Annotated in this window: 16 protein-coding genes; 15 read left to right on the top strand and 1 reads right to left on the bottom strand. The window is 57.1% G+C overall.

Annotated elements, in window-relative coordinates; genetic code table 11:
- Nucleotides 1-70 precede the first annotated feature (70 nt).
- From AC0YNU_RS05855 to AC0YNU_RS05845, 3 genes are all read left to right on the top strand, one after another.
- The gene (locus AC0YNU_RS05855; RefSeq protein WP_475754190.1) at nt 71-658 is read left to right on the top strand and encodes a DJ-1/PfpI family protein; all 588 of its coding nucleotides are present in this window, start codon (nt 71-73) and stop codon (nt 656-658) included.
- Between the two features lie 120 nt (nt 659-778).
- Nucleotides 779-1663, top strand: a complete 885-nt coding sequence (locus AC0YNU_RS05850) for an AraC family transcriptional regulator (protein ID WP_475754188.1) — start codon at nt 779-781, stop codon at nt 1661-1663.
- 89 nt (nt 1664-1752) lie between these two features.
- Nucleotides 1753-3279 (top strand): ADP-ribosylglycohydrolase family protein, encoded by a 1527-nt coding sequence (locus AC0YNU_RS05845; protein ID WP_475754186.1) that lies wholly within the window; start codon nt 1753-1755, stop codon nt 3277-3279.
- A 125-nt stretch (nt 3280-3404) separates the two neighbouring features.
- Here the strand turns inward: AC0YNU_RS05845 and gpmA are convergent, their stop codons facing one another.
- Nucleotides 3405-4148, bottom strand: coding sequence for a 2,3-diphosphoglycerate-dependent phosphoglycerate mutase (gpmA, locus tag AC0YNU_RS05840; protein WP_475754184.1), 744 nt, complete (start codon nt 4146-4148; stop codon nt 3405-3407).
- Between the two features lie 248 nt (nt 4149-4396).
- Here gpmA and AC0YNU_RS05835 point away from each other — a divergent pair, with 248 nt between their 5' ends.
- The 12 genes from AC0YNU_RS05835 (at nt 4397) to AC0YNU_RS05780 (ending at nt 21236) form a co-directional block, all read left to right on the top strand.
- Nucleotides 4397-5518: a family 43 glycosylhydrolase gene (locus AC0YNU_RS05835; RefSeq protein ID WP_475754182.1), complete on the top strand. Its 1122-nt coding sequence runs from the start codon at nt 4397-4399 to the stop codon at nt 5516-5518.
- Between the two features lie 257 nt (nt 5519-5775).
- Entirely contained in the window at nt 5776-7566 is a 1791-nt protein-coding gene (locus AC0YNU_RS05830) for a sensor histidine kinase (RefSeq protein WP_475754180.1), read from the top strand.
- Complete coding sequence (locus AC0YNU_RS05825; RefSeq protein ID WP_475754178.1) at nt 7559-8980, top strand: response regulator; 1422 nt, start codon at nt 7559-7561, stop codon at nt 8978-8980. Before AC0YNU_RS05830 ends, AC0YNU_RS05825 begins: the two co-directional genes overlap by 8 nt.
- Nucleotides 8981-9170: 190 nt before the next feature.
- Nucleotides 9171-10079, top strand: coding sequence for an ABC transporter permease (locus tag AC0YNU_RS05820; RefSeq protein WP_475754176.1), 909 nt, complete (start codon nt 9171-9173; stop codon nt 10077-10079).
- Nucleotides 10079-11002, top strand: coding sequence for a carbohydrate ABC transporter permease (locus AC0YNU_RS05815; RefSeq protein WP_475754174.1), 924 nt, complete (start codon nt 10079-10081; stop codon nt 11000-11002). The genes AC0YNU_RS05820 and AC0YNU_RS05815 overlap by 1 nt, the downstream gene beginning before the upstream one ends.
- A gap of 53 nt (nt 11003-11055) precedes the next feature.
- A complete protein-coding gene (locus AC0YNU_RS05810; protein ID WP_475754172.1) occupies nt 11056-12738 on the top strand; it encodes a type 2 periplasmic-binding domain-containing protein in 1683 nt (560 codons plus the stop codon).
- Between the two features lie 110 nt (nt 12739-12848).
- Nucleotides 12849-14666 carry a right-handed parallel beta-helix repeat-containing protein gene (locus AC0YNU_RS05805; protein ID WP_475754170.1) on the top strand — a complete coding sequence of 606 codons (1818 nt, stop codon included), beginning with the start codon at nt 12849-12851 and terminating at the stop codon, nt 14664-14666.
- Nucleotides 14667-14990: 324 nt separating this feature from the next.
- Complete coding sequence (gene iolD, locus AC0YNU_RS05800; RefSeq protein WP_475754168.1) at nt 14991-16928, top strand: 3D-(3,5/4)-trihydroxycyclohexane-1,2-dione acylhydrolase (decyclizing); 1938 nt, start codon at nt 14991-14993, stop codon at nt 16926-16928.
- A gap of 28 nt (nt 16929-16956) precedes the next feature.
- Nucleotides 16957-17853, top strand: a complete 897-nt coding sequence (iolE, locus tag AC0YNU_RS05795; RefSeq protein ID WP_475754166.1) for a myo-inosose-2 dehydratase — start codon at nt 16957-16959, stop codon at nt 17851-17853.
- Nucleotides 17854-17893: 40 nt separating this feature from the next.
- The gene (gene iolB / locus AC0YNU_RS05790) at nt 17894-18751 is read left to right on the top strand and encodes a 5-deoxy-glucuronate isomerase (RefSeq protein WP_475754164.1); all 858 of its coding nucleotides are present in this window, start codon (nt 17894-17896) and stop codon (nt 18749-18751) included.
- Nucleotides 18748-19761 (top strand): 5-dehydro-2-deoxygluconokinase, encoded by a 1014-nt coding sequence (gene iolC / locus AC0YNU_RS05785; RefSeq protein WP_475754162.1) that lies wholly within the window; start codon nt 18748-18750, stop codon nt 19759-19761. The genes iolB and iolC overlap by 4 nt, the downstream gene beginning before the upstream one ends.
- Nucleotides 19762-19778: 17 nt before the next feature.
- Nucleotides 19779-21236, top strand: a complete 1458-nt coding sequence (locus AC0YNU_RS05780; protein WP_475754160.1) for a CoA-acylating methylmalonate-semialdehyde dehydrogenase — start codon at nt 19779-19781, stop codon at nt 21234-21236.
- Nucleotides 21237-21248 lie beyond the last annotated feature (12 nt).

Raw genomic sequence — 21248 nt, 5'->3', positions numbered from 1 at the left:
ACTGGAAATCCATGGATAGAACCCTTTTCGATTGATAGACTTTTATGAAAAAGCGATGAGGGGATTACTTATGAAAAACATAGCTATATTACTATTCGACGATATTACCGTACTTGACTTCACTGGTCCTTTTGAAGTTTTTAGTCAAGCCAATCGAGGTAACGATATCAATATCTTTACAGTGTCGGAGGAATTAAAACCCATATCTACCAGTGGCAACCTAAGCATTAATCCCAGCTACTGTTTTTCCAACTGTCCAAAGCCCGACATTTTACTCCTCCCCGGCGGAATTGGAACAAGGAGAGAGATGGAGAATCATCGTTTAGTAGCGTGGATCAAGGGCATGCATACTGAAGTTGAACAACTGTTATCGGTATGTTCTGGAGCTTTGCTATTAGCTAAAGCCGATCTCCTTGAAGGACTTCAGGTGACGACACATCATAACGTGTTGGACTTGTTAGAAACCATTGTACCATCGTCGACAACGGTCGAAAGAAATAAGCGGTATATTGATAATGGAAAAATCATAATATCCGCTGGAATAAGTGCGGGTATCGACATGTCATTATACGTAGTGGAGAAGATATTTGGAAGGAATAGGGCGCTAGAAACGGCAAGAGGCATGGAATACGATTGGAAAGAAATCACTGTTCATTAGATTGTTAGATAGGCTAGGCGGGCCGTCGCGTATGTTGAAATGGAATTTTCCCCAAATATGAAATATGCTTAGTGTAATCAAGCACCATTCCAATCAAGCGCACACGAAGGGAACGCCTCTATGATTCGTTATTCCTCCAGCGAATATATTAAGGAACACGAGAACATCGCGGTACTCAAAATGCTTGCCCATGAACGGGAAGAGGAGCATGTTCACGAATTTATCGAATTGGTCTTTATTTGGACGGGCTTCGGCATCCATGTCGTGAATGACGTGCCGATCGAAGTCGAGAAGGGGGACTTGCTGTTTCTTCAGCCGGGCGATCGTCATGCCTTCCGGTCGACGGGTGCAATGGGGATCGTCAACGTCCTGCTCGAGCCGTCTTTCATCAGCGAAAGTCTAGTCAATTCGGATAACGCCACGGATTTCTTCTCGTTGCGGCTCTTCGGCGATTTCAACGGGCTGGTGACGACGCCGTGCGTTCGTTTTCGCGGGAAGACGCTGCTAGAGACGAACGAACTGATCGAGAGAATGGTAACCGAGTTCGAACGCAAGCGGCCGGGCTATCGCACGGTTCTTCATGGCTGCGTGCAAATTCTGCTGACGGAGGCATTCCGCCTCATGCGCGCGCGCGATGACGAGCAGTGGTATCCCGAGATGCACCGGGCGGCAACGGATATTCTCGCATACTTGAAAGCGAATTACACCGAACGCATCACGCTGAACGATTTGGCCGCCAAGAGTTTCTATTCCTCGACGTATCTGGGACGGATTTTCAAAGAATGCTATGGCGTCTCCGTTACGGAATACGTGCAAGAGCTGCGTATGAAAGAAGCCGCCGTGCTGGTGCAAACGACTTCCGATTCGGTCGATCTCATCGGCAGACGGGTCGGCTTCCAGGACAAGAAACGCTTCTATAAGCGGTTCAAAGAAACATTCGGCCAGACGCCGCTCCAAATGCGCAAAGCACAAGCGGCAATGACGGACAAAGCGCCTACCAAATAAACGTTTTCGCCCACTGATTTCTGCAAACGCCTCCATTATGCTAGAGATAGAAATGCGGCTTGCTTAACGCATAAGGAGGCTATCCGTCGATGACGAAGATCGTGTTAAACGAACAGGAATACCGCAACAAAGTGCTCGGCTGCTGGATGGGCAAAAACATCGGCGGAACGGTCGGCGCGCCGTTCGAATGGAAACGCCAGAAGAACAACGTCTCTTTCTACGTGCAGCAACTGGATGGCAACCCGCTGCCGAACGACGACTTGGACATTCAGCTGCTCTGGCTGATCGCGCTCGAAGAGAAGGGGGTGCGACTCGATGCCAAAATTCTCGGCGAATATTGGCTGCTGTACGTGACGCCGCACTGGTCGGAATACGGGATCTGCAAAATCAACATGCGTGCCGGATTGCAGCCCCCGCTGAGCGGTACGGCCAATAATCCGTACAAGGACAGCTGCGGCGCGTACATTCGCTCGGAGATCTGGGCATGCATTGCCCCGGGCCATCCGGAATTGGCGGCCAAATACGCGTTCGAAGACGCGGTCATCGATCATGGCAACGGAGAAGGCGTTCACGCCGAGGTGTTCTGCGCCGCGCTCGAGAGTGCCGCATTCGTCGTTAACGACGTCCATACGCTGATCAACATCGGCTTATCGTATATCCCGCAGAATTGCGGCGTAGCCAGGGCAGTTCGCTGCGCAATCGATTCGTATCGTTCGGGCCAGCCGTGGGAAGAGGCGCGGGAGGCGATCTTGCGCGATTTCCGCGGCCGCGCGATGGGCGTCGTATCGGACTACTGCGGGGGCATCTCGGAAGAGGACAAGGCCAAGGGCTACGAGGACGGACCGCTCGGCTGGGACGTTCCGAGCAATATCGCGATGTTGATTATCGGCCTGCTCTACGGCGAAGGAGATTTCGAACGCTCGGTTTGCCTGGCGGTCAATTGCGGGGAAGATACCGACTGCACCGCGGCAACCGTCGGCGCGATTATCGGCATCATGCAAGGCATCGACGCCATTCCGGAGCGCTGGATCGCGCCGATCGGAAGGTCGATCAAGACGGCATGCCTGAATATGGGCGAGCTCGGCTATTATGGAGACACGATTCCCGCGAACGTCGACGTCCTGACGGATCGCGTCGTGCGCGTCGCACGCCGCGTCGAGCAAGAGCTCGGCCTGCCTCTCTCGCTCTCCGCCGCCGAAGCGACGGATACGAGCGCCTTCGATAGTGCCAGCTTATTCGCGAAGCCGGAGCTGCTGGAACATTTCCGCCGAGTGAACGGTCCGGTCTATCAATACGACTTCTTCGAAGTCTACGTCGACTATGGCGAGGACGCGTACATCTCCTCCCACGAGATCAAATCGGTCCGCATCGTGATTCGCAATACGTACAAGCTCCAAGCGAACCTGCACCTGCGCTGGTACGGGAACGACGCGTTGACGGTGGCTTCCCCGGTCCGCAATCTATTCTCGCCGCTGGCGTTCATGCCCGATATGGAAGCCATATTCGAGGTGCAGGCAGGCGAGCTGACGTCTCACCAGAACAGGCTCGTCCTGGAGATTACGCAGGCGGGACGTCCGACGATCATGCATGTGCCGTTGTTATTGCTGGCGCGATAGGGAGTAGGGGTTAAATCAGCTAAACGTTTGTCGTAAATCAACCTTGCGCGATTATTCAATTAGAGACCGTGCTTCCGTCCAAGGAAGCCGGTCTTTTTGTTAGCAACCGGACATGTACGAGAAAATTAATTCGCGGGGGGCATGTTGGCAGGAATCGTTCCGTCCGGTATTTCGCCGTCAATGCCTAAGTAATAATGCCGGATCGGCGATAATCGTTCGTTCAATTCGTACACGAGCGGGATACCGGTCGGGATGTTCAGATCGGCGATGCCGTCGGCCGGGATCCGATCCAAATGCTTCCTTAGAGCCCGTAACGTATTGCCGTGTGCCGCGATGAGAATATGCTTGCCGGAAGAGAGATCGGGAGCGATTGTCTCCTCCCAGTACGTCAACACTCTGCGCTCCGTATCGTCTAGATTTTCCGTTAACGGAAATTCCCCTTCTTTTAAGTTCCGGTAGCGCGGGGCGGATGCTTCGTATCTAGGATCGTTTTTATCCAGCGCAGGCGGGCGAACGTCGACCGATCTGCGCCACAAGTGAACTTGTTCTTCGCCGTATTTCTCGGCCGTCTCGGCTTTGTTCAATCCTTGCAGGGCGCCGTAATGACGCTCGTTCAGCATCCAGCTTTTGAATTCGGGAATCCACGTCAAATCCATTTCTTGAAGAATGATCCACATCGTTCGAATCGCGCGCTTCAGAACGGATGTATGCGCTTCGTCGAAGTCGAATCCCTGCTTTCTCAGGATGATTCCGGCTTGTCTTGCTTCATCGAGACCGTTCGTAGACAAGTCTACGTCCGTCCAGCCCGTAAACCGGTTCTCGAGATTCCATTCGCTCTGTCCGTGACGGATCAGCACTACTTTGATCATGCGAAATCCTCCTTGCCTAAGGATAGGTTGCTTAAGCTCCATCATAGTTGTCGGCTTTGCCGAACGCAAATACCGAACTCCCTATGTTATTTAATAGGGTTAAGAATATCGGCCAAACCTGTATTCCCGATAAAATATGCGCCAATTACCTGTATTTTTCAACCTATTAGGCCTAGGATCCACGCTCTATAATAGAAGATAGGCGGATTATCGCTCCTACACCACAGGATAAGGATACGTGAACCCCTATGTCGATCTATCGCAAAAGAATCATCGCTCCAATCGTGATTGTGCTCCTGCTGCTCTGCGGCATGCTGTTCCCCTGGAATTTCATTAATCAGCACGTTTTTCACAACTACAAGAACGCTTACGTCAATCCCGTGTTCGAGCCCGTATTGGCGGACCCGTCTGTCATTCGGGCCGCAGACGGCTTCTTCTATGCGTACGGAACGGAAGACGAGTGGAAGACAGGCGAGAAGGCAAAGCTCGGACCGATCGTGAAGTCGCCCGACCTCGTGCATTGGGATTACGTCGGAGATGCTTTCGCGTCCCGTCCCGAATGGAAGAAGGACGGCGGCATATGGGCGCTGGATATTCACCGCTTCAACGGCAAGTATTACCTCTATTACTCGATCTCCGAATGGGGCGACGCGAATCCGGGCATCGGGATCGCGGTCTCGGATAGCCCTGCCGGTCCTTTCGAGGACAAGGGCATGCTGCTCGACAGCTTCGGCAGCGGGGTGAGAAACTCCATCGACCCGATGATGTTCGTCGACGGGAACGGCATTCCGTATCTGTTCTGGGGCAGCTTCAACGGCATCTACGGCATTCAGCTTAGCGCGGACGGATTGTCCGTCGCGGGCGAGAAGTTCCAGATCGCGGGTAAGGACTTCGAAGGTCCATATATTATTAAGCGCGGACACTATTACTACTTCTTCGGCTCGGTAGGTTCATGCTGCGAAGGCAAGGACAGCATATACTTGGTTAGCGTAGGACGCTCGGAATCGTTAAAGGGGCCTTATCTCGATGCCGACGGCAGAGACATCAAGGAAGGCACGGGTACGATGATCTTGCATGGTGAGGTCGCTCCTGAGAGGAGCTTGGACGGTAATGGGGATGGGAAAGGGAATGGAGTTGGGGAAGAAGAGAAGAGATTCGTCGGCCCCGGGCACAATGCCATTATCCAGGACGACGCTGGTACGGATTGGATCGTCTATCATGCGATCGACGCGTCCGACCCGTTGTTGCCGAACGACGCGACCCGCCGACCGCTAATGATCGATCCGATTAAATGGGTCGACGGTTGGCCGACGATCAAAGACCGGATTCCGAGCAAGACGAAGCGGACCGGGCCGGTTTGGGACAAGTGAATGAGGGAAGTTGTCTTCGAAACAGACAGAACAAAAACTCGACCTTCAGGGGTCGAGTTTTTTGTTCATCAAGGAACCTTAAGGGCACGGTCGCGGAGAGCGGAACCCACGATGAGCTGCTGCAGGCCAAGGGACTCTATTATTATTTGGTAAGCCAGCAGTTGTAACCGCGAAGCTCCCGGCATTGACTATCCCGGCGGGAAGAAGCAATAATAAGCCATAGACAATTCGACCGTACGAAGGCGGGATTAAGCGCGGTGGCTTTCCTGAGAAAATTATCCATTCGTTCGCAGCTGCTCATCCTGGCCGCTTGCACGATCATCGTCATCCTCATCGTCATTTTGCATACGTACGCGATGATGTCCGGGATGATCACCCGCAGCCACGAGGAATACGTCAAACAGACCGTAACCGAGATCAAGAAGAACGTCGCCTCCAACCATGACGTCATCTATCGCATCATGCAGGATATCTCGTACAATCAAGACGTGCAGGATTATCTGGTAGAGACGGACAAGCTGGTCCGGTACGACAAGTTCACGAAGCTGAACAAATACCTGAACGGGCAGAAGGAACTGAAGGAAGGCATAGAAGACATCATCATATCGGGCAACAACGGCACTTGGATCGATTTGTACGGCGGCAACCGCTATGTGATTCCGCTGCGAAAGCAGCTGTCGAACAGCAAGGTCAACGGTTATTATGCAGGCATGCAGCAATTCGATACGTTGTACGGTCCCGACAAGAAGCTCATCTTTGCCACCTCGATCACCTATAGCCAGCAGGGAGCGCTCTTCAACCGCAATATCGGCACGGCGTTCTTCATCGTCGACGCCGACGCGCTCGTAAACGAGCAGGATTATTCGTCGAAGGAAACCGGCACCCAGCTCTATTTGCTGGACCGCTCGCATCAGGTGATCGCCAGCTCGTCGTCGATGACAACGGGAAGCGATTTCAAAGACTTCGACTTCGGCGCCGCGAATGTAAGCAACCGCATCATTCACTGGAAGAACAGCCGCTACGTCGTCGAGACGGAGCCCTTGCCGGACATCGACGGCACGATCTTGAGCATGGTGCCCGAGAACGAGCTTCTGCGGGACCTGCTCGATATCCGCAGGCAGGAGCTGATCATTCTCGGCATCGCGCTCCTGATATTGGCGATCCCGTTCATGTTCATCATGAATAATATCCTTCGTCCGCTGAAGCGGCTGATCTTCTTCATCACGACGATCAGGCGCGGAGATCCGTTGAAATTCAAGAAGCGGATCGCGCTGCACGGCTATATGGAAATCAGCATCGTGGCGACTGAACTGAACAGCATGCTCGACGAAATCGACCGGTTGACGCTGAGCCTCCTGGATACGAATACGCGGCTGTACGGCATCGAGCTGGAGAAGAAGAAATCGGAGCTTGCTTTCCTCCGCAGCCAGATCAATCCGCATTTCCTGTACAATACGTTGGAAGCGATTACGGGCATAGCCGTCGTCGAAGGGCAGGACCGGATCAAGTCGATGACCCGCTCGTTGTCGAGCATTTTCCGCTACAGCGTCAAGGGATCCAGCGAAGCGACGCTGAGCGAGGAAATCCGCATGATCGAATCGTTCATTCGGATTCAGCTGATCCGGTTCGCGGACCGCTTCGCCGTCCGTTATGAACTGACGGAGCAGGCGCTTGCCTACCGCGTTCCGAAAATGATCCTGCAGCCGCTCGTGGAGAATGCGGTCTACCATGGCTTCGAGCCGACGCTTCGTCAGGGCGAGTTATGGATTCGGGGGTACGTCGATGCGGAAGGAGCGCTCGTCGTGCGCATCGAGGACAACGGCGTTGGGATTCAGCCGAACGTGCTGGAGGAGATTCAGCGCATGCTGGGCGCCGTGCCTTCGGGCTTGCACGAGCCCGAGGAGCAGCGCAGCATCGGGCTCGTCAACGTGCATAACCGGCTACGGTTAATGTTCGGCGCGGGGAGCGGCCTGCGGATCGAGAGTACCGCTGGTGTTGGCACGACGATCGAAATGAGGGTTCACGAAAGGAGCGGGCTGGATGCATAAGGCATTGATCGTCGATGACGAAAGCTGGGTCGTAGAGAGTCTGAAGGACTTGGTCGATTGGAATCGACTTGGCTTCGAGATCATCGGCCAAGCATATAACGGAGCGGATGCGCTGGCGCTGATGAAGGAGCTCAAGCCGGATGTCGTCTTTACCGACATCCGGATGCCGGAGATGAGCGGGCTCGAACTGATTCAACGAGGGCGAGGTCTGGCGCATCCGAGCCTGTTCGTCGTCGTCAGCGGGTATGCCGAGTTCGCTTATGCGCAGAAGGCGATCGCGTACGGCGCGATCGCCTATTGCCTGAAGCCGTTCGACGACATGGAAATATCCGGCGTGCTGCATAAGCTGGACGGCATGTTGACCAAGACCAAAACCAAGCATGTATCGTCGTCGGCGCTGCTGCAATTCCTGGTGGAGTCCGGGGAGGACGGCCGGCTGAAGCTGCTGGACGAGTTGGAACGCGCGGGCTTCGGGGATTGGAACAAGGATGGCATCGTCCCGGTCGCGGCCGTCGGTTCTGGCGAGCTGGAACCTCGTGGGCCTTACGTGCGATTGAAGACCGGCGCCACCAAAACGGTCTATCTGCTTCCCGCCGAGCAGGCGAATGCGCTAGAGAAGGAGCTGAGTATCGAGATCCCGCAAGGATTATCCGGCATCGGCTTTGGCGGCGTAATCAAGGACCTCGGCGAAGTCAGGGCCGGCATCGACGCCGCGGACGCGCTCGCGCATCAATTCTTCGTGACGCGCGAGAACGGAGCCTACGCGGCGCGTTCGTTCCGGCAAGAAGAGCTGAACCGCTGCTTGGCGGATATGAGCGAAGCCATCGCCGGCAAGTCCGGGCCGGCGATCGAGCAGGCTTTCAAGAGCATACGGGAGCTCTTCAGCATCGGCGCGCTCTCGATTCGGCACGCGTTCCAAGTGTATAATTTCACGGTCTCTTTCTTATTCAAGCTGGGGCAGACGGAGGAGACCTTGTACAGCTATGAACAGCTGCTCCATTCGTATCGGAACGTGTTCGACATGCTTGCCGCGCTGGAATCGCTCGCCGCCCGGGACTTGTCCCCCGCGGAGCCGGCGCTATCGATCGAGACGAAGAATCGCAGCTTCAACAGCATCCTGCAGTTCGTCACGGACCATTTCCGCGAGGAGCTGTCGCTGCAAGGCTTATCGGAGCAATTTTACTTGAATCCGAGCTACATCAGCCAGCTCTTCCGCAAGGAAGTCGGAGAGACGCTGACCGGCTACATCGCCAGGCTGCGGATCCAGCAGGCTCAGGAATTGCTGAAGGGCGACGGCGATTCGATTCAAGAGATCGCCGAGAAGATCGGTTACCGGGACTATTTTTATTTTACGAGGCTGTTCAAGAAAATGACGGGCAAAACGCCGTCGCAATATCGCAGCGAAAGCACGTGAAGGCGTTGGGCATGGACGGATTTTAGCAATCATATGGACGCGATTTAGAAAACCTTCGCTCGAAGGTTTTCTATTTTTATTTTCCGGCCCGTGAAGCGGTTACATTCGATAAAACGCGTGCATACCCGAAGCCCGCGATGAAAGCGATAATGGAACCATATTGTTGGTAACGCTTACGAGGAGGTAAGACATGGGAAAAACGTTAAGGAAGGATCTGATCAAACACAGGTATTTATATCTGCTTCTCCTTCCTACCGTGCTCTTTTACGTCATGTTTCAATACGTGCCGATGTACGGGGTGCTGCTGGCCTTCAAGGAATTCCGCTATCATGGCGGCATCTTGAGCGGGCCGTGGGTAGGGCTGGACAATTTCAAGGACCTGGTAGGGCAAAGCGATTTTTGGCGGGCCTTCTGGAACACGCTGTATATCAGCTGCGGGCGGCTGGTGTTCGAATATCCGGTCGCCATCATTCTAGCGCTGCTGATCAACGAAGTGGCGCGGGAGAAGATGAAGAAGTTCTATCAAACCGTGTACACGTTCCCGCACTTCATCTCCTGGGTCATCATCAGCGGCATCATGTTCAATTTCCTCGGCAACGCCGGCGTCTTGAATCAGATCATCGCCTCGCTCGGATTTCACAAAGCGGCGTTCATGACCGACCCCGGACTGTTTCGGACGATCGTGTTCGTCTCGAACATTTGGAAGGAAGTCGGGTGGAGCGCGATCATCTATCTGGCTGCCATTGCCGGCATCAACCCCGAGTTGTACGAAGCCGCTTACGTGGACGGCGCCGGTCGTTTCCAGCAGCTGAAAGCGATCACTTGGCCTTCGATTCGCGGCACGGCGGCGATCCTGCTCATCCTGGCGGTCGGCAACGCGATGAACGGCGGCTTCGACCAGATTTTCAACCTGTACAACCCGGGCGTCTATTCGACGGGCGATATCATCGATACGTACGCTTACCGGTCGGCGTTCTCGGACGGCCTCAGCTTCGGCGTCACGACGGCGGTCGGATTGTTCAAGGCCGTACTGAACTTCTCGCTGCTGTATCTGGCCAACTTCATCGTAAAACGACTTGGCGGGGAGGGACTCGTATAATGGCAAGCATGACGAAAGCCGCAAGCGCCCCTGTACGGCAAACGCGGGGGAAGCGCGGTAAACTAAACATGGCCGACGCGGTCATTCACCTGATTCTGATTCTTTTGACAGTGGCAACTTTGCTGCCGTTCTATAACGTCGTACTGATGTCGTTCAGCAATACGGTCGCCGTCTCGAAGCAAATGGTCTATCTCATCCCAACCGTGTTCGATCTGTCGGCGTACAGCTACATCCTGCACGAGCCGCGTTTCTTGAAAGCGCTGATGGTCACGCTCTTCGTCACGGGCGCCGGGACCGCGGTCAACATGCTCGTGACGGTTACCGGCGCGTTCGTATTGTCGAAGACCGGCTTTCCGGGAAGGAAGATCGTCATGGGGGGCATTATCTTCACGATGTTCTTCAACGGGGGCTTGATCCCGTTCTACCTGACGATGAAAAATTTCCATCTCATCAACAATCTGCTCGTCATGGTGCTTCCGGTCGCCGTCAACACGTTCTATCTGATCATCTGCATCGCGTTCTTCCGCTCGCTACCGGCAGGCTTGGAAGAGTCGGCCAAGATCGACGGAGCCAACGACGTCCAGGTCTTGTACAAAGTCGTCGTTCCCATCTCCATGCCGATGATCGCGACGATTATGCTGTTCTACGCGGTGGACCGCTGGAATGAATGGTGGTACGGCGTCCTCTTCATGACGAACGTCAATTTGCTCCCGCTGCAGGCACTGCTGAGGGAGCTGTTGACCAACTACCAGCAGGTGCTCTCGAGCATTACGAACAGCGTCAGCGTTCAGAATTCGGATTTGCAGCCGGAGATGCTCAAGATGGCGGTGCTCGTCGTCAGTACGCTGCCGATCGCCTGCCTATACCCGTTCCTGCAAAAATATTTCGCCAAAGGCGTTATGATCGGGTCGATCAAGGGATAGTAAGAGCAACATGCTTTTATTATAAAATCATCTAGTTAAGGGGATAAGTGCATATGAACAAAGCAAAACGAATGGGCTTGAACAGTCTCCTCGCAGCGGCGCTCATCGTAGTGGTATCCGGTTGCGGCAATGGCAATGACGCGAACGGCTCGAACAACGGGGCCAACGCTCCGGCGGCGTCGGACAACGGGGGCGGCAACAATGCGGCCGCGAACGCGCCGGCCGCGGCCGACGATAATCCGTACAAGGATCATCTGGACATCTCGCTCTCCTGGTGGGGCATCGGCGTCGGTTTCCAGCAGCATGACGGGCTGATCCAGAAGATCGAGAAGGATTTCAACGTGACGCTGAAACCCGTTGACATCGGCTGGGACAACTATAAAGAGAAGAACCAGGTATGGTCCGCGGCCGGCCAGCTGCCGGACATTATCACGAACAGCATCGTGAACGACAATCCTGCGACGTACAATCAATGGGTCAGCCAAGGCTTGGTTCGGGCGCTGCCGGAAGACTTGAGCAAGTATCCGAACCTGGAGAAAGTGGCAACGGCGCCGGACGTGAAAGGCGTCTATCGCGACGGCAAGCTCTACGCCATTCCGCGGATGACGTACCCGAACACGGATATGTGGGCGGTCGACCGCGCGATCTTCGTTCGCAAGGATTGGATGGATAAGCTCGGCTTGAAGGATCCGCAAAACTTCGAGGAATTCGATGCAATGATGAAAGCGTTCGCCGAGAAGGATCCCGACGGCAACGGCAAGAAGGATACGACGGGCATCGTCATGAACACGCTCGGGTACTTCAAAGCCGTCTTCATGCCGACGTTCCCGCAGTTCGACAATTCCAGCTGGCTGAAGGAAGACGGCAAATGGATGCCGTTCTACGCTTCGAAGCAGATGGACCAAGTCATGGTACAAGCGCGGCAGCTGTATGCCGACGGCGCGCTCGATCCGGACTTCGCGGTCGAGAAGGCAGGCGAGGCGAACCAGAAATTCTATCAAGGCAAGGCCGGCGCGCTGGCGTTCGCTTCCAATTCCGTCAGCGGTTCCGGCGGGGTCAAAGCGGAGTGGGAGAAAAATAATCCCGGCAAGAACTTCTTCGACAACGTGGAAATCCTTCACCTGTGGCCGTCGGCCGACGGAACGGTCTACCGTCATACGACGCAGTCGTTCTGGTCCGAGACGATGTTCAACGCGGAAGTCGACGACGCGAAATTCAACCGCATCCTGAGCATTTACGATTGGCTGCTGTCGCCGGAAGCGAAGGAAATGTTCGACTACGGCATCGAAGGCACGGATTACACGAAAGACGCAAGCGGCGCGATTACGATCACCCGTCCGAAGGAAGGCGACGCCTTCATCGACCTGAAGAAAGAATATCCGTCGATGGACATCGTCGCGCAGCTGGCGGCATGGCGCAACGCAAGCTCGCTGGAGGACAGCCCGGCTAACCGCGCGGCGCTTGGCGACTCGGTCGTCGACTTCATTCAGAACGAGCTGAAGTGGCAGATGGACAATGCCAAACCGATTCCGACGGCATTCGATATCTTCTCGATGTCCACGCCTGCGAAGGACAAATTGTCGACGATCAACTTCGACGAGGATTTTACCCGCATCATCCTGGGCAAGGACGATCCGGTCAAGATGCTGCATGACGCGCAAAAGGGATACAACGGCAAAGGATTGCAGGATGCCATCACCGAAGTTACGGCAGAGATGGCGAAGATGGGTCAATAAAGGCGCGCTGCGATTCGTTGAGGTCTTGTACCGGCGGCAAATTCGAAGTATGGTGGGTTTGACGCTGCATCCATGCAGCAAGAACAATGGTTGCGACGAGGAGGATGCGAATGAATTCCGAACGAACTGCCGCAGACGCGCCGGTCCGTATCTTGTTGACGGATTACGGCGCCGAGCCGAATTCCGGGCGCGATGCGCTGCCGGCCATGCGCCGCGCGATTGAAGCGGCATCTCTCGCGTCCGGTCCCGTCGTGCTGGAATGCCCGAACGGCAGCTACGATTTCTATCCGGAAACGGCAGCGCGGTCGAAGTATTCCATCACGAACACGGCGAGCGAGGAAGAGAATCCCGACGTCACGAAGACGATCGCCATCCTGTTCAAGCAGGCAGCAAGATTGACGCTTGAGGGCAACGGGTCGCTGTTTCTGATTCACGGCCGCATGACCATGCTCGTCTTGGATGGCTGCGACGATATCGAGATCCGCAACCTGCATCTGGATTATGTCCGGCCGACGGTGGCGGAAATGACGATCGCCGCCGTCGGTGCCGATTATTTCGATGCGCTCGTGCATCCCGATTCCCGGTACGAGCTGCGTGACGGCCGCGTTTATTGGATCGGCGACGGCTGGTGCTTTCACGCCGGGCCGATGCAGGCCTTCGATCCGGTTCGGAATCGCACCTGGCGCATCGATAACTTGGGCGAGCGGGCGGTCCGGGTCGAAGAGCTTGCCCCGAAGCGGCTTCGCTTCCATCTGGACGGCGCAGCGGAACAGCCGCCAGGCAGGGTACTGCAGGTGCGCGACGGCATTCGCGACCAAGTGGGCGCCTTTATCCACCGAAGCCGGAACGTGCGATGGATCCGGTCCGGCGTTCATTTCATGCACGGCCTCGGCATCGTCTGCCAATACAGCGAGGACTTGCTCTTCGCCGGCTTGGACTTGACGCCGCGACCCGAGACGGGCAGAACGGTAACGGCATTCGCTGATTTCATCCATCTGTCAGGCTGCCGCGGGAAGATTGCTATCCAAGACTGCCGGTTCGTCGGCGGCCATGACGATCCGATCAACGTGCACGGGACTCATTTGCAAATCGTGGATATCCCGGCACCGAATCAAGTGCGTCTGCGGTTCATGCATCCGCAAACGTACGGTTTCGAGGCATACTTCCCCGGCGACGAGGTGGAATTCGTGGAGAGCGCGTCGCTGATCGCGTACGGATCGGGCAAAGTAAAGACCGTGCGAGCGCTCAGTCCGCGCGAGTGCCTGCTTACGTTGGAAGAAGACGTGCCTCATGGCGCCGCTGTGGGTCACGCGATCGAGAACGTGACTTGGACGCCGGAACTTCATGTCCGCGGCAATTATTTCGCCCGCATTCCGACGCGCGGCGTGCTGGTCACGACCCGCCGCAAAGCGATTATCGAGCAGAACGTGTTCGACGGCATGACGATGAGTGGCGTATTCGTGGCCGACGATGCGGAGAGCTGGTTCGAATCCGGTCCGGTCCGCGACCTGACGATTCGCGGCAACCGGTTTATCGCTTGCGGGAACGCCGAGCATCCGGTCATATACGTCGCGCCCGAGAATCGCCTCGTCGATGCCGGGAAACCCGTGCACGGCGGAATCGTTATCGAAGGCAATCGGATCGAGACGTCCGAAGCGGCGGCGCTGGATGCCAAGAGCGTTCGGGGACTCCGCTTCGCGAATAATACGATCGTCTCCGCTTCAGGAGACGAAAGCCATGGCAGCCTGCATCATTCGAGAAGGGCGGCAAGCCTTATCCGGCTGACCGCCTGCAGTGAGGTGACGATCGCCGATAATTCCATCGCTGTCGAAGGAACGCCAGCCCCGATCGTATTCGCGCATGCAACGGCGATCGAAGAGCTTCGCGTCGATGCAGGGCAAGGATTGCGCATTGAACAGGCAGAATAAGGTTTGTTGATTTATGGATCGCTGTTCCTCGATTTTCTTCGCTATGCTTCGCTGGCTGGAAGAGTTAGCGCAAACGTAGAGTTAACGAACGAAGGGTGGCAGAGCGAGCGACGATCAGAGGAATCTCGTATCGAGCACAATATCGGATGTTACGATTCTTTAACAAAGAAAGCGTTGTCATACCGAGAGAAATTCCTTATACTCGAATTATTAAGGAAACCGATTACCCTGAAGATGAGTGGGATGATATGAGCAACATATCATCCATTTTTTATCGATATAGGGTAATCGTTATCCCTAACTCAAGAGGAGTGATGTAGAACGATGGAAACGGTCCGTTTGACGACGGCACAGGCACTTATTCGATTCTTGAACAGTCAGTTCGTTGAATTCGACGGCGCGCGGCAGCGGCTGATCAAAGGCGTATTCACCATCTTCGGCCACGGCAACGTGCTTGGCATCGGTCAGGCGCTGGAGGCTGAAGCGGGCGGCCTCGAAGTGTACCAGGGACGCAGCGAGCAAGGGATGGCTCACGCCGCCGTCGCGTTCGCGAAGCAGAAGCGACGCAAACAAATCATGGCTTGCACGACGTCGGTCGGACCGGGTTCGGCCAACATGATCACGGCTGCGGCGACCGCGTCCGCCAATCAAATTCCCGTGCTATTGCTCGTCGGCGATACGTTCGCAACCCGGCAGCCGGATCCGGTGCTGCAGCAGATCGAGCAGCCGTACGACCTGACGTTGACGACCAACGACGCCTTCCGTGCCGTGAGCAAATTCTGGGACCGGATCAATCGGCCGGAACAGCTGATGTCATCCCTCATTCACGCCATGCGCGTGTTGACCGATCCGGCGAACACGGGGGCCGTGACGATCGCGCTGCCGCAGGACGTGCAGACCGAAGCGTACGGCTTTCCGGTCGCCTTCTTCAAGGAGCGCGTCCATCGCATCGAACGGCGCATCCCGAACGCGGAGGAGCTGACGGAAGCCGCGGCGCTGATCGGCAGCAAACGCAAACCGCTGATTATATGCGGCGGAGGCGTCCGTTATTCGGAAGCGGCGGAGGCGCTGAAGCGTTTCGCCGAGCGCTTCCATATTCCGTTCGCGGAGACGCAGGCGGGCAAAAGCGCTGTCGAGAGCGACCATCCGTATAACCTTGGCGGCATCGGCGTAACGGGCAACCTCGCGGCCAACCGGCTGGCGCAGGAGGCAGACCTGATTATCGGCGTCGGCACGCGCTACACCGATTTCACGACGGCGTCGAAATGGCTGTTCCGGCACGCGCAAGCCGACGTACTGACGATCAACGTCTCGGTGCACGACGGCTACAAGCTCGACGCGGTCAAGCTGACGGCCGACGCGAAGCTGGCGCTCGAAGCGCTGGAGCGCGAGCTCTCTGCAGCCGGGTATCGCGCCGCGTACGACGGCGAAATCGCAGCTGCGAAGGCGGACTGGAACGCGGAGCTCGAACGGCTGATCGGCACCGGTTACCGCGAAGGGGCTCCGTTCGTGCCGGAGGTGCCGGGCCACCTCGATCACGTGCTGCCCGAATTCAGCGGCCGGTTCGAGACCGGCCTGACGCAGACGAGCGTCATCGGCGAGGTGAATCGGCTCGTCGACGAGGACGCGATCGTCATCGGCGCGTCGGGAAGCCTGCCCGGCGACCTGCAGCGGATGTGGAAGAACAGACGGCCGGAAACCTACCACATGGAGTACGGTTACTCCTGCATGGGGTACGAGGTTTCCGGCGCGCTTGGCGTGAAGCTCGCTGAGCCGGGCAAGGAAGTCTATGCGATGACCGGCGACGGCAGCTATTTGATGCTGCACTCGGAGCTGGTGACTAGCCTGCAGGAGCGGAAGAAAATCAACGTTCTTCTGTTCGACAACGCGGCGTTCGGCTGCATCAACAACCTGCAGATGGGCAATGGCATGGGAAGCTTCGGCACGGAGTTCCGTTACCGGAATCCGGACACCGGCCGGCTGGACGGCGAGCTGATGCGGATCGACTTTGCGCAGAGCGCGGCGGGCTACGGGGTGAAGACGTATGCCGTCCACACGCTGGAGCAGCTTCGGGAGGCGCTCGCCGACGCGAAGAAACAGACGGTTTCCACGCTGATCGACATCAAGGTGCTGCCGAAGACGATGACGCACGATTACGACCAGTGGTGGCATTTCGGCGTCGCGGAGGTTTCGGGAAGTCCGGCGACCGAGCAGGCTTACGCGAGGAAGGAAGAGGCGAGGAAAGAAGCCCGGCGGTATTGATCCCACAACATCCCTAGGAGGAATCAGCATGCTGAATCGATCGAAAATCAAGCTAGGCATCGCTCCCATCGCATGGACGAACGACGATCTGCCGGAGCTGGGCGGTGAAAATACGTTCGAGCAATGCATCAGCGAAATGGCGCTCGCCGGCTTCGAAGGCAGCGAGGTCGGCAACAAATACCCGCGGGATCCGGATGTGCTGCGAAACTACCTCGAGGCGCGCGGCCTGTCGATCGCGAGCGCGTGGTTCAGCGCGTTCCTCGTGACGAAGCCGCTGCAGGAGACTGAGGACGCCTTCATCCGGCACCGCGATTTTCTCCATGCCATAGGCGCGAAGGTCATCGTGGTCGCGGAACAGGGACATAGCATTCAAGGCATGCAGGATGTGCCGGTCTTCGACGGCAAGCCGACGTTCGCGGAGGAAGAGTGGCAATCGCTCGCGTTCGGCCTTCATCGGCTGGGCGAGCTGGCGCAAGAGAAGGGAATGGACGTCGTCTATCACCACCATATGGGCACGGGCGTACAGACGGCAGAGGAGATCGACAAGCTGATGGAACTCACGGATCCGGCACTCGTCTCGCTGCTGTTCGATACCGGGCATCTGTCCTTCTCCGGCGAAGATCCGCAAGCGATTCTTGCGAAACATGCAGATCGCGTCAAGCATGTGCATCTGAAGGATATCCGGGCGGACGTGGTCGAGCAGGTCCGGCGGGAGCGGCTGAGCTTCTTGCAGGCGGTCAAGGCGGGCGCGTTCACGGTGCCCGGCGACGGCGCGGTGGACTTCCCGCCGGTGTTTGCCAAGCTTGACGACATGAACTACGCAGGCTGGTTCGTCGTGGAGGCCGAGCAGGATCCCGCCGAAGCGAACCCGTTCGAATACGCGGTGAAAGCCCGCCGCTACATCCGCGAGCAGACCGGCTTGTAAACCGGTACTCCGCAGACGATCAAGAGGAGGGAAGAACGGCATGGCGGATTTAATCGTTCCTTCGCAAGCGCCGGATCAAAATGGAAAAGTACTGAGCATTTCGCCCGCGACGGCAGGCTGGACGTACGTAGGTTTCGAGGTGTATCGGCTGGACCCCGGCCAGTCGCTGAAACGGGAGACGGGAGACCGGGAAGCTTGCCTCGTCCTGCTGTCGGGCAGGGCGACGGTCGGCACGCGGCATGCCAAGTGGGACGATATCGGAGAGCGGATGAGCGTGTTCGAGCACATCCCGCCTTATTCGGTCTACGTGCCGAACGGCGATTCATTCGAGGTGGAAGCGCTGACCCCGTTGGAATTGGCCGTATGCCTGGCACCGGGAAAGGGAAATTATCCCGCCCGCCTGATCGGGCCGGAAGACGTCGGCATCGAGCAAAGAGGGGCGGGCAATGTCGGACGTCGGATTCACAACATTCTCCCGGAGCAGAAGGAAGCAGACAGCCTGCTCGTGGTGGAGGTATTTACGCCGGAGGGCCATTGGTCCAGCTATCCGCCGCACAAGCACGACAACGATAATCTGCCCCACGAGTCTTATCTCGAAGAAACGTACTATCACCGGGTCAACCCGGGGCATGGCTTTGCGCTCCAGCGCGTGTACAACGACGAGGGTTCGCTGAACGAGACGATGGTCGTAAAGGATGGCGATGCGGTGCTGGTGCCTGAGGGTTATCACCCGGTGTCGGCTCCGCCCGGTTATGAGGTCTATTACCTTAACGTGATGGCCGGTCCGGTCCGAACATGGGTGTTCCATAACGATCCGAACCATGCTTGGGTCATGGAGCGCAAACTGGCGGAGGCGGCGCTTGCCGAAAACAGCGAGGAGGGAGTGAAGCAGGCATGAACAACCTTTCGTTCTCGGAGGGCAGGGAGTTGGATTTCGTCGCGCTGGGGCGCGCATGCGTCGATCTGAACGCCAATGAAATTCACCGTCCCATGGAGGACACGGTCACGTTCACCAAATACGTAGGCGGCTCGCCGGCCAATATCACGATCGGCATGGCGAGGCTCGGGATGCGGGCCGGCTTCATCGGTCGGGTGTCCGACGACCAAATGGGCCGATTCATCGTCCGCTATTTCGAGCGCAACGGCATCGATACTTCCGGCATGATAACGGACCGGTCGGGGAGCGTGACCGGGCTCGCTTTCACGGAGATCATGAGCCCGACCGACTGCAGCATCCTCATGTACCGCGACAATGCGGCCGATCTGAAGCTTGAGCCGCACGACGTCAAGGAGGAATACATCGCGAAGGCCAAGGCCTTGCTGATCTCGGGTACGGCATTGGCGAAGAGCCCCTCGAGGGAGGCGGTATTCGTCGCCCTCGACTACGCGCGCAAGCATGGCACCGTCGTGCTGTTCGACCTCGACTACCGGCCCTATACGTGGGCTTCGCCCGAGGAGACGGCAGTCTATTATAACCTCGCTGCCTCGCAATGCGACGTCATCATCGGCACGCGCGAAGAGTTCGACGCCATGGAGACGTTTGAACGAAACGCGGGACGGGACGACGCGTATACGGCCGGCAAGTGGTTCGCGCGTAATGCGAGCATCGTCGTCATCAAGCACGGCAAAGACGGCTCGTTCGCGTTTACGAAGGAAGGCGAGCGGGTCGAAGGCGCGATATTCCCGGCCAACGTGGTCAAAACGTTCGGAGCTGGCGATTCTTACGCGGCGGGCTTCATTCACGGCCTGATGAAAGGCTGGAACGTCGCCAAGTCGATGGAATACGGCGCCGCGGCCGCCTCGATCGTCATTTCGAGCCATAGCTGCTCGGACGCGATGCCGACGCTGGCGGCCATCGAAGCTTACATCGAGCTGTGCAAAAGCGGTCGGTTCGTGAGTCGGTCATAATCCAAGGAGGTACACAGATGACAGCAATCGAAGTACAGACGCTCCCCAATTTCATTGGCGGCCAGTGGGTCGCTTCCACGTCGGATAAATCGGAGCCCGTGTACAATCCGGCAACCGAAGAGATCCTGGCCCGCGTTCCGTTGTCCAGCCGCGAAGATCTGGATGTGGCCGTCCGGACGGCGAGCGAAGCGTTCAAATCCTGGAGCGCGACGGCAGTGCCTCGCCGTGCACGCGTTCTATTCCGTTACCAGCAGCTGCTGGTGGAGCATTGGGAAGAGCTGGCGCGCCTCATTACGCTCGAGAACGGCAAGAGCTATAAAGAAGCATACGGCGAAGTGCAGCGCGGCATCGAATGCGTGGAATTCGCGGCCGGCGCGCCTACGCTCATGATGGGCAAGCAGCTGCCGGACATAGCCACCAACCTGGAATCGGGCATGTACCGTTATCCGATCGGCGTCGTCGGCGGAATCACGCCGTTCAATTTCCCGATGATGTGCCCGTGCTGGATGTTCCCGCTCGCCATCGCCTGCGGCAACGCCTTCATCTTGAAACCTTCGGAGCGCACGCCGCAGCTGGCGAACCGGCTCGGCCAGCTGATGAAGGATGCAGGCCTGCCGGACGGCGTCCTGAATATCGTGCACGGCGCGCATGACGTCGTCAACGGACTGCTGGAGCACAAGGACGTCAAGGCGATTTCGTTCGTCGGCTCCCAGCCTGTAGCGGAGTACGTGTACCGGAAAGGTACGTCGCATGACAAGCGCGTGCAGGCGCTTGCCGGCGCCAAGAATCACACGATCGTCATGCCCGACGCCGATCTCGATTACGCCGTGAATCAGGTGCTGAACGCGGCATTCGGCTCCGCGGGCGAACGCTGCATGGCCGCTTCGGTCGTCGTGGCCGTCGGCGAAGCGCATGCACCGTTCTTGGCGAAGCTCCGAGAAGCGGCCGACGCCATCAAGATCGGAGACGGCCTGGACGATGACGTGTTTCTAGGTCCGGTCATCCGCGGCCCGCACAAGGAGCGAACGCTGAGCTACATCGAGACCGGCGAGAAGGAAGGCGCGCTTCTGGTTCGAGACGGCCGCTCGGATTCGGCGGTGAACGGCAAGGGCTATTTTGTCGGTCCGACGATCTTCGACCAGGTCACGACGGAGATGAAAATTTGGAAGGACGAGATTTTCGCTCCGGTATTGTCCATTGCTCAAGCAGCCTCGCTAGACGATGCGATCGCCATGGCCAATCGATCCGAATTCGCGAACGGCGCTTGTATCTTCACGCAGGATGGCAGTAACGTGCGCAAGTTCCGCGAAGAGATCGATGCCGGCATGCTGGGCGTCAACCTGGGCGTTCCGGCGCCGATGGCGTTCTTCCCGTTCTCCGGTTGGAAGAAATCGTTCTACGGCGATCTTCATGCCTGCGGATCGGACGGCGTGGAATTTTATACGCGGAAGAAAATGGTGACGGCACGCTGGTAGCGCGAGGCACGA

Source organism: Paenibacillus sp. J31P316 (assembly GCF_056269105.1).
The sequence above is the reverse complement of the archived record's forward strand: the minus strand, read 5'-3'. Positions and strand labels throughout refer to the sequence as shown.